The sequence below is a fragment of the Microcoleus sp. B7-D4 genome (assembly GCF_036705125.1).
GTDB lineage: Bacteria > Cyanobacteriota > Cyanobacteriia > Cyanobacteriales > Microcoleaceae > Microcoleus.
In genome coordinates, this window is record NZ_JAUBTT010000162.1 from 1 (window position 1) to 10205 (window position 10205).

At 44.8% G+C, this 10205-nt stretch carries 8 protein-coding genes; all 8 read right to left on the minus strand.

Annotated elements, in window-relative coordinates; translation table 11 throughout:
* Positions 1–17: 17 nt before the first annotated feature.
* The 8 genes from QUB12_RS35240 to QUB12_RS35275 all read right to left on the minus strand — a co-directional run bounded on the left by QUB12_RS35240 (position 18) and on the right by QUB12_RS35275 (position 10003).
* Positions 18–1109 (minus strand): RNA-guided endonuclease TnpB family protein, encoded by a 1092-nt coding sequence (locus QUB12_RS35240; protein WP_333147178.1) that lies wholly within the window; start codon positions 1107–1109, stop codon positions 18–20.
* 93 nt (positions 1110–1202) lie between these two features.
* Positions 1203–2480, minus strand: coding sequence for an exopolysaccharide biosynthesis GT4 family glycosyltransferase EpsE (epsE, locus tag QUB12_RS35245; protein WP_333147180.1), 1278 nt, complete (start codon positions 2478–2480; stop codon positions 1203–1205).
* Between the two features lie 389 nt (positions 2481–2869).
* Positions 2870–4087, minus strand: a complete 1218-nt coding sequence (locus QUB12_RS35250; RefSeq protein ID WP_333147182.1) for a DegT/DnrJ/EryC1/StrS family aminotransferase — start codon at positions 4085–4087, stop codon at positions 2870–2872.
* An 863-nt stretch (positions 4088–4950) separates the two neighbouring features.
* On the minus strand, positions 4951–5526 hold the full coding sequence (locus QUB12_RS35255; protein ID WP_333147184.1) for an alpha/beta hydrolase: 576 nt from the start codon (positions 5524–5526) through the stop codon (positions 4951–4953).
* Between the two features lie 676 nt (positions 5527–6202).
* Complete coding sequence (locus QUB12_RS35260; protein ID WP_333147186.1) at positions 6203–6511, minus strand: DUF3493 domain-containing protein; 309 nt, start codon at positions 6509–6511, stop codon at positions 6203–6205.
* A gap of 168 nt (positions 6512–6679) precedes the next feature.
* A complete protein-coding gene (locus QUB12_RS35265; RefSeq protein WP_333147200.1) occupies positions 6680–7912 on the minus strand; it encodes a DUF445 family protein in 1233 nt (410 codons plus the stop codon).
* Positions 7913–8001: 89 nt separating this feature from the next.
* A complete protein-coding gene (gene ubiE, locus QUB12_RS35270) occupies positions 8002–8703 on the minus strand; it encodes a bifunctional demethylmenaquinone methyltransferase/2-methoxy-6-polyprenyl-1,4-benzoquinol methylase UbiE (RefSeq protein WP_333310773.1) in 702 nt (233 codons plus the stop codon).
* Positions 8704–9058: 355 nt separating this feature from the next.
* Positions 9059–10003 carry a response regulator gene (locus QUB12_RS35275; protein ID WP_333147190.1) on the minus strand — a complete coding sequence of 315 codons (945 nt, stop codon included), beginning with the start codon at positions 10001–10003 and terminating at the stop codon, positions 9059–9061.
* Positions 10004–10205 lie beyond the last annotated feature (202 nt).

The window sequence follows — 10205 nt, forward strand, 5'->3', positions numbered from 1 at the left end:
TAAGTAGGCTATCCCCCTCAAGCCGAGGGTTCCCAGTTTAAAATGTTGATGCTGGCGTTGAAATCACGATCTAAAGAGATGCCACAAGCAGGACAGTCAAAAGTCCGAATGCTTAGTGGCATATCTTTTTTAGTGCCACAATTAGAACAGGTTTTAGAACTAGGGAACCATTGGTCTACCAGGACTAAAGTTGCTCCATACATTTTGCACTTGTAATCAAGTTGGCGCTTGAATTCGTAAAATCCTAAGTCGGATATTGCCCCAGCCAGTTTGTGATTCGCCATCATACCTTTTATATTCAAGTCTTCAATCTTGATGAGCTTAAAATTTTTAGCGGTGGGAGTTGTTAACTTGTGAAGGAAATCTGAGCGAATACAAGCTATTTGGGCGCGAAGTCGGCTAATTTTATTATAGGTTTTGCACTGGTTATTGGAACCTTTTACCTGCTTGGACGCTTTTCGCTGTAAAGTGGCAAGCTTGGTTTTCGCTTGGTTCAACGGTTTTGGTGCGTCAAAGACTTGCTGGTTTGACAGGGTGGCCACATATTTAATACCTACATCAATTCCCACGGCTGCCTGAGATTGCTCAACAGGTAGACGTTCTGCATCAACACAGAATGATACAAACCAGCGACTTCCTTTTTTTGAGATAGTGAAAGTTTGAGACACGTAACCGCATTCTAGTGGCTCGTGAAGACGAAACGTTCCCAAGGTAGGAATCTTAATTGTGTTGCCAGCACAAAGCCACACTTTCCCATTGGATGAATCGACCCTAAAAGATTGACCGTTTCGGCGACTGGCGAATTTTGGATGACCTGCTTTCCCCAAACGATATCGACTAAACGCATCTTTCAAGTCAATTAATGCGTTTTGGTAGACTCGGCTAGACAACTGGTTCATCCAAGCAAATTCAGGCTGTTTCTTGACGTGGTTGGTGAGAACTTTTTTGACTTCGTTGAGTACCTTCGAGTCTGTAAGTTTCCCCTCGCTATACATTTGAGTCCGCAAGCTTAACCCAAAATTAAATACTACGCGCCGGAATCCTGCGTGTTTTGCCATCAAAGTCGCTTCGTTGTTATTGAGTTTGAGCGCTCGTTTAACGGCAAACATAGAACTTCCTCAAGGGCGATTAACTATGGTTAATTTTAGCGAACTATTTGGCACTTAAGTTTTGCTCATGCCCGCGAAGATATTTTCGCTTGGTCATTTAACTAAAAACCTTGACGCAGCAATGCTTTCAACCTGTTCTTCACCCCGTGAACTGAGTTCCTCCAAGGATTCAAGTAATATCTGAGCACTACGCCTATGGTGGAATTTAGCAGCAATCTTCTGTCGTGATTTGTGAATCAGGCTCAACGTTAATTCTTTGTCCTTTAGCAATTTTGCTATGGCCTCTGCCATTTTTTCGGGATTTTCCGGCGGGACTAGCATACCGTCAACACCGTTATCTATCAGTTCCGCCATTCCACCCACCTGCGTCACTACTACAGGAGTTTGCATAGCCATTGCTTCCATAACAGCTACAGAAATTCCCTCTTTCAAGCTGGGTAAAACAAAAATATCAGCCTCTTGATAACCTTGGCGATTTCGTTCTTCTGAGACAGAACCAAGCAGCTCAACATAATCAGACATTGATTGCTCTTGAATGAATTTCTCGAGTTCTTGACGGTAGCCATTACCAGATTCTGCATCTTCCCCAGCAATCTGCAAGCGGACATCAAACCCTTGTTGTCGAAGCAACTTAATTGACTCAATCAGGTACTTTTGTCCTTTGGCTATATTGAGACGGCCGCAAGTGTAAATTCGGCATTGACTGCCTTCCTGCCAAGGAGTATAGGGAGTTTCACGCTTAATTTCATCGAGATTTACACCGACTGGTGACACCCTCACATCCTTGGGCAAGAAGCCTGCCAGCTCATCTTTGACAGAATTGAGGAGTTGTTTAGACATTACAGAAGCAAAAGCAGAATGTTTCCATTTTTGTTCTTGATTGGGCCCAAAATCTTCTAACTGACCGAGAAGAGCCAGACTATAAGTGATGTCCGAAAGTATGGAGGCAAATAGGGCAATATTAGCAGCATTGCTACAGGAATGAACGTGGACGTGAGACCAGCCCTGGGTTCTGGCAAGCCAAGCTAGCTTAGCCCCCATAACAACCCATACCAAATAGTAAAGCCTTTGAGAAAAGGAGAGATTTTTAGTATTAGCAATTACACTGAGGCAGCGCCACCAGGCAATCGGGCCAGCTTTGATGAGTTCTATGGGAACATTCACAAAATCTTTGGTCTCAAAGGGTATCAAATAATCAGTCATACTTTGCGCTTTCTCAGCCCAAGTATGTACAACTTTAGTGCGCGGACGGCGGGTTGATATCATGTGAGGTTTCATACCAAGATCGAGCATTGCTTGATATTCTCGCCATATCCAAGTATGAGTTTGTCCGGGAAATTCAGGAATAAAGTAGCCAATCTGTTTATTCATTATTGATTCTTTTCCTTAGCAACTCGACAAATTGAAATGTGCTAAACAATCGCTTGTTTGTTCCTGATAAAAAAAATTAGCTGGCGGAACCCACGCCCTGCCATTTTTTTGGGATAGGTAGTCGGTGATTTCAATAAATGCTCGCTTTACAAAATCTAGGTTCACAGAATTTGGACTCACATTCGGCACCCCAGACATTTAATTTCTCAGAATTTTTAATAGATACAAATATAGTTTAGGGATACCCCAAAAAAGTCTAGATGTATCAACCAAAAACTCCAGTTCCACTACGTTGAGAGGGTGTAAAATTTTAGGGTACTGAATGTGAGCAGTCCTTGAATAGATGGTGACGACCCGGAGAGGTTTCACATTGTTTTGTGGCTAAGAGTCTAGGCGGCTTGGGCTGCTGTTACCTTTAATCGAGTCCGATATTTGCCGATCGCCAAACATTTTTTAACAGCAGCAATTACATCTTCCACATCTGCATCTGTTAGTTTTGCCGAAATCGGCAAGCTAATTGTATGCAGTCCGATGTAGCTAGCATTCGGATAGTCTTCCGGCTGCCATCCAAACATTTCTTGATAGATAGGATGTTCCGGCATACTCATGTAATGTACGCCGACACCGATATTTTCAGCATTCATAGCGTTGAGAAACTCGTCGCGGCTGATTCCTGTTTTGGCTTCATCTACCAGAATGGTGTACAGGTGATAAGCATGAATTGTATCCGGTTCGACCTTCGCGGGCAAAGTAATCGGCAGATCCGCAAATGCTTCGTTGTAGCGCTGCCAAATCTGCTCCCGTCGCTGCCAATAAGGAGTAATTCGTTTCATTTGATGAATGCCGATCGCAGCTTGCAGATCCATCATATTGTATTTAAAACCGACCTCTACCACTTGGTAGTGTTTGTAACCCGAGTCTCCGAAGCGCTTCCAAGCATCTTTGCTCATACCGTGCAGCGCTAAAATTTTGAGCCTGTCTGCATCTTCTTGACGGCCTGCCAGAATCATTCCTCCTTCGCCCGTCGTGATGTTTTTGGTAACATAAAAGCTGAAGCATCCGAAGTCGCCAAATGTGCCTGCTTTCCGTCCCTTGTACTCTGTTTCGATCGCGTGAGCGCAGTCTTCAATTAACTTCAAGTTGTGACGGCTAGCAATCTCGCAAAGCGCATCCATATCGCAGGGACGACCTGCGAAGTGAACCGGCAAAATTGCCTTAGTTTTTGAAGTTATTTTAGCTTCGACTTGATCCGGGTCAATATTCATTGTCACCGGATCTACATCCGCCAGTACCGGTGTTGCCCCAGCGTGGATGATCGCATTAACTGTAGCGCAAAAAGTCATGGGAGTAGTAATGACTTCATCCCCCGGTTCTAACGAAGCAGCGAGGATGCTCAAGTGCAGTGCCGCCGTACAGGAATTAACTGAAATCGCGTACTGGGAACCCTTGTAAGCTTTGAACTCATTTTCAAAACTCATGACTTTAGGGCCTGTACCCAACCAACCTGTTTTCATGGTTGACACCACTTCTTGAATTTCAGCATCTTCGATCGCTGGAGCGCCGAAAACCAAGAAACGGTCTTTTGAACGAATAGGATTGTTGTTCATGTTGCTAGTGTTACCAAGTAAATAGAGTCGATGGAGTGAAAGTTTACTACCCTGAAAAGTAAGATTTTATTGGGATTTGAGGTGCTGTCAATTAATGCAGTCTCTCACCGTTTTTTTTTCAATTTTTTTTAGTCAAGAGTTTTGGGGAATGCGTTGTGCAATGGCATCTGTTATAGCACGAGCTTACTAATGACCAGCCGTTTTTCCCCAAGCGCCTGACTCTGACAGCGTTTCTCTATCTTAAGATAGATAATCGGCAATGTCCACCCCCTCTTATTTCAGTTTATGGGGGATACACAAGCTCTGACCCGCTTTTTTTGGTTCAAATACTTCCCTGACTCGGACAGACTTTCTCTATCTTAAGATAGATGATATGCAATGTCAACCCGATCGTATTTCAGTTTATGGGCGATACACAAGCTCTGGCCTGCATTTTGTGTTTTAAATACTTTATTCAATAGACCTCTTGCAAAAATCCTTTTCCTCAATTGATGGGACGGGTTCTGGGGCCCATCCCACAAGAGTTATTTTTTCTTGTGGGATGGGCCCCAGAGCCCGTCCTAATTATTTTTGCAAGAGGTCTAATAAAAACACGGGTACTTCTCGATCAACTTTTCGTAAACTGTCGAACATCTATCCCGATATAGATTTAACAGCGAAGTTATCTGATTTTTGATTTTTAATTTTAAAATTAGGAATGACTGATTACCGTCTAGTTTGAAGCTTGCCGGGAGTTAGATTTTGTTTTAACTCGTGTAAAAATTAGGCAAATTTTGCACAAAAAAAGGTAACTCCCCTGTAGATGCAGGTTCAGCAATATTCTGCGATCGCTCGAAGCAATCAAGCGTCCTTGACCAAATCCACTACAATCTAGGCAGACGAATCTTGTTCAAAATGTCTTGCAGCCGTTCTGAAACCCCGCCCAATTGTTCTGACAAAGCTACAAGTTTGCCGTAAGCTTCAACTAAGCGATCGCCCTCAACATAAACTTCTGGAGTAGGATAATTCTTCATCGCTTCCAGCAGGGTAATCTCGTTATCATTAGTTGCAGACAGCACCAAGGCAGATCTCAAAGCTTCTCGATTTGCATTCCCAGAAGGAGTGCGAATTACCTGACCCACCTCATCGAGAATTATTTCCCCAACCTTGCTCTTAAGCGTCTGATCCAAAAAGCTTTGACTGACTTTCACCGGTCTCGTCAGACTGTTGCGAACCGCTTCGGGGTCTTTTTTTGCTTTTCCCAGCAGCATTTCTAACGCGGGCGACATTTTCCCAGTGTCTGCAAAACTTTCTAATTCGCTGACGGGTAAAGTCATTCGGATCGCACTGTATTTGAGCACTACCTTTTCGGCCGCCGTCGCAGCATTGCTGTAAAATACAATTCCCGCGCCTGCTGCTAAAAATAACGTCCACCGCCCTTGGAAAAATGATCGATTCATAGTAAAATCTCCCAACATCTTTTTCTACTTAGACTTTGACACATCTCATTAGTTACTGCACAGGCTAAGGTCTTGGGGAAATACCAAATTAGTCGATCGCCCCAGCACTTATAGCATTTTAGATTTTAGATTTTAGAATTGCGAATGACTGATGACGATCGTGGTTTCCAGCATCTGCCTACAGTTCCATGATTTTTGGGAACTGGTATTACCTATATCGGATGCTAGGGAAAAAACTCGGTTCAGGGCGCTGGTACCGGCCTCTCTGTGCGCGGTGCACACCCTACTGATAACACTCAACCATTCAGTTTTGCGACCACGATTCAACAGTCAACAGTCAACTGTCAACAATCACCGACGGTGCAACCGGAATTGATAGGATTCTCTCCCAATTTCCCGATCCTAGCAAAATGCCTAACGCCAGCTCTTCTATCAGTGAAGGCTGGCGCTGGGCTTTAATTTATTTTATATATTTAGGGTCTTTATGAAAGCTGACCCCAATTGAACGAATTACAAGCGGTTTATGATTAGGGCCTTTAAATTTGCTGACCCCAATTAAAGCCACATTATTAGTATTACAGGGATCGCTGGGAAACCACGATTTCATAATAATTTCTTTATATTTATAACTTTTCCTTGCCTCAGATATATTTTTGTCTCGATTTGTAAATTTTTATTACTTCGACTTGGGGGATCGGCCCTCGGCGCGCTGCTCCCAGCGAAACAGGAACACCATCAGGGCCACCACTCCGACTTGGAGGGCAAAATTAGGCAAAGCAGAACCAATTTCCCGCCCAGAGGCAATTTTAGCGAGGAAAACCAAGCCGCCGATAAAGCCCGAAGCGCCACAAGCTACATAGACAAACTGTCGCAGAGGCCGGTAGGGAGTGGCCATTTCTGCTGTTAAACGCTCGTATTGTTGGCGGCTGAGGTTGCGCGGGTTTTTTGGGAGGTTTGTGCGATCGTCCGAATTGGGAGCTGGCATAGATTTAGAAAATAAGTAAATTAGGATTGGGTCACAAAAACCCGGTTTATACCAAAAATCCTCTGGCTGAGGTGGCCAATACGGTCGAAAAACCTGGTTTTTGGTACTGTGGGCGCAAGTCGAGTGAATATTAGACTAGAACAAATATCTCATAACTGCCGAAACAAATCACCGCTGAATCCAAATCACAACTGTCTGTAAACAGCCGACAAAAACACCCAAAATGCCTCCTAAATTTACAATTCCCTGCAACTCGCTTTGGACAATTCCCTGAATTGCTAACTCCAACTCTTCAGGAGAAGTACCTTTCACTCGATCGACAATCACCTGGTCAATATTCAAAATCGGGATAGCCTGAGCTACAATATTTTCTAAATCCCGCTCTAAATAACGCTCTAAAACCAAAGCAAGTTCTTTGCTGACAATTCCGAGGGAAGCGCTCATCACCGCTGAAGTTTGCAAGCGATTGAGAATCAACCGCGAAATATTTTCCCAGTCAATAGATTTACTCAACCCCTCAAGTACATCTGTACCCCGCTGCTGAACATAGCTGCGAACACTGTCGCGCATAGTTTTTCGCAACTGTCTCACAGTCGAAACCGGTAAATTTTGCATCGACAAATTTTGCAGCCATTCCTGAATTCGCCCGCGAATCCCCAAAGAAATAGTTAACTCTGCTAAGCGCTGATTTGTGGCTTCTCTGTCATCCAGACAAAAAGTCCGCAGCCGAGTTAAAGTGTTCCGCAAACCAAACAAATTTGCTACTACCCAATAAGTGCCGCTCGTTTTTTCTCGAAACCCTTCATCGATGATCGAAATATTGCGATCCGTCAAAAAGTCAATTAAAGCCTGCCGCAGCACTTCCGGGGGTATTACTACCTGCAACAACCACTCAGCAAGCTGAGCCGCCTGAGATTCCGTAAGCTGAATCTCCAGCAAAACTTGATCGAAAATTTGATTAAGCTGAGCTTCTAAAAAATCTTCCCGGCGCGCCAACACTTTGAGAATTCGCGGCACAGATTCCCCCAGCAAATCTCGCAGAATGTTAGCGAGAATTTTAGCCGTTTTTTGCTCTGCGTCTGCTTTTACCTGATCCAGCGCCAACTGCAACAACCAGAGAATCACCGACTGCATCCGCTCGGTTTGCAGGAGGCGGCGCGCCAAGTTTTGCAGTTCCTCCGGCGTCAGCAGCGAACCCATAATTGTGTCGGAAATTCGCTTTGCCAAGCGCTCTTGGTTGCGGGGGATCAAGCCGGGAGTGAAAGGCAACTTCCGCCCTTTGATGTAAATAGCTCGATAGGGGCGGAACAGCATTTTGATAGCTATATCGTTAGTGAAATAGCCAATAATTCCTCCCACTACAGGTGGGGCCAACAACAGCCAAATGTCAGACGGATTCATCAATAATTGGGAATTGGGAATTGTTGATTGTTGACTGTTAACTGTTAACTGTTGACTGTTGACAACTGACAACTGACAACTGACAACAGTCAACGGACTAATACCAATACTCCCATCATAGCTCCGGCAATCGGGTAGTGGGTGGCGGTGGCAAATCCGGCTTTGTGGGCGATCGCGACTTGCTGCTGGCCGATCGGGAATTTTTCTAAACTAGGATTAATGTAGGCATATTCTTGAGTCATGCCAAATTGCTGAGCAATGGGCACTACGAGAGTGTCTAGATAAAACTGCTGGAAGCTCCGCATTAGGGAATTGCTGGGGCGGTGGAGGTCGAGAATAGCTGCTTTGGCACCGGGTTTGAGGACGCGGTGCAATTCCTGAAGACTGCGGGGGATGTCAGTCACGTTACGCAGGCCGTAACCCATTGTGGCGCAGTCGAAGTAATTGTCAGCAAAAGGCAAGTCTAGGGCGTCAGCTTCTACCCAGGAAATGGGGCTTGCAGGCGTGAGAAAAGGTCGATCGCGCCTCGCCGCAACGGCTAATTGTTCGGCAGAAAAATCTACTCCAAATACGCAACCGGTCGGCCCTGCTTGTTTAGCCAGCAACAAAGCTAGATCCCCGCTACCGCAGCACAAGTCTAAACAAGTATTTCCGGGACTCGCACTGCTCCATTTCACCGCCATTTGCTTCCAAATCCGGTGTTGCCCAAAGCTCAACCAGTCGTTCAATTGGTTGTAAACTGGTGCAATTCGATTAAATATAGTTTTAATTTGTTCGGCGTTATTACTCATTGGTCATTTGTCATTGGTGATTGATAATTTGTCATTGGCCAGCAGGAAAAAATAATTAATCCGTGCATTCATGTCATGCTGTCGCCAGTCATTAATGCTTTGTATTGTTAGCTATCCGCGAGATTTTGTCTTGAATCCTTCGTTTGCTATTATTTTCAACTCAAGACAGAGAGCCGACTAATAACTAATGACTGACAACTAATGACTGATGACCCCGCCCAAAAACAGGTACAAGCTCCCGACAATCGTCGTGGAGATTCAAAAATTTTAGACTTTTGTTCAAGCTCCAAGATTCACTGCGCTGCAAGTAAATCTAAAATCTAAAATCTAAAATCTAAAATCGACTGACTGATGACTAATGACCCTGAAAACTCGTCAATACCAAAGCAACTTCTTGAGCGGCGAGGTGAACTGTTGTGAGTTCGTCGGGGCGCAGGGAACAAGGTTGTTTCCACTGCATGGAAATCAGGGCGATCGATCGACCTTTGTGAATCACTGGGATGCTCAGGTGAGCTTGAATGCCTGATTTCTGATAGTGCGGCAGACTCGCTAGGTTGGTGTCGAGCGCAATATTCACAGCACCCTGAATTGTTTGAGAGGTAATTGCTTCTCGAACCAGAGGATCATCTGCCAGCCAATTTTCCACAGTTGCACCAGTGGTGTGACTGCCTTGGAGTGGCCTTAAAACATTTCCTTCCACCAGTTGCAAAATGCAAGAGTCCGCCAAAAAATTATCACTTATAGCAGTAGCAATTGGATCTAAACTTGCTTCTAAACTCGGATAATCCACAGCCGTTTGCATGATTGTTGCTAACAGTTGTATTTGAGTTTGGGCGCGATCCAATTCCTCAGTACGCTGCTTGAGAATTTCATAAGTCTCGGCCGCCTTTTGCACCACCATCTTCAGTTCGTTCGGGTCCCAAGGCTTGGTGATATACTTGTAAACCTGTCCTGAGTTAATTGCATCCACCAAGTCTTCAATGTCCGTAAAACCAGTCAAGATAATTCTGACCGTATTCGGAAACTGGGGCACGGTTTTGCTCAAAAACTCCGTTCCCTTCATTTCGGGCATCCGCTGGTCGGAAATGATGACGGCGACCTCGCCTTCGATGCCGAGGACTTCCAAGGCGCGAATTCCGCTCTCAGCTTTGAGCACGTTAAAATCTCGTCGGAAAGTGCGGTAGAGTAAATCCAGATTGTCTGGCTCGTCGTCTACTACCAGCATTTTGGGCTTTTTCGGTCTGTGTAGGGTCATGAGCTGGCGTTTAATTTGATCTAGCTCTGAAATGGCATTATCCATAACAATACGATAAACTCCCCTTCGTAAATTTAGGCGAGCAACTATTCTTTGACACTCCCCACACATAGAATGCGGGGGATTCTTCTCTCACAGGCTCGACTCTAGACCGATATTACTATCGATCCCCGATAGAACGCCTCCAGAAGCAGTTTTACTCACGGGCTGCCCGACCGCAAGAATACCTCTGTCTCTAATTACTTGT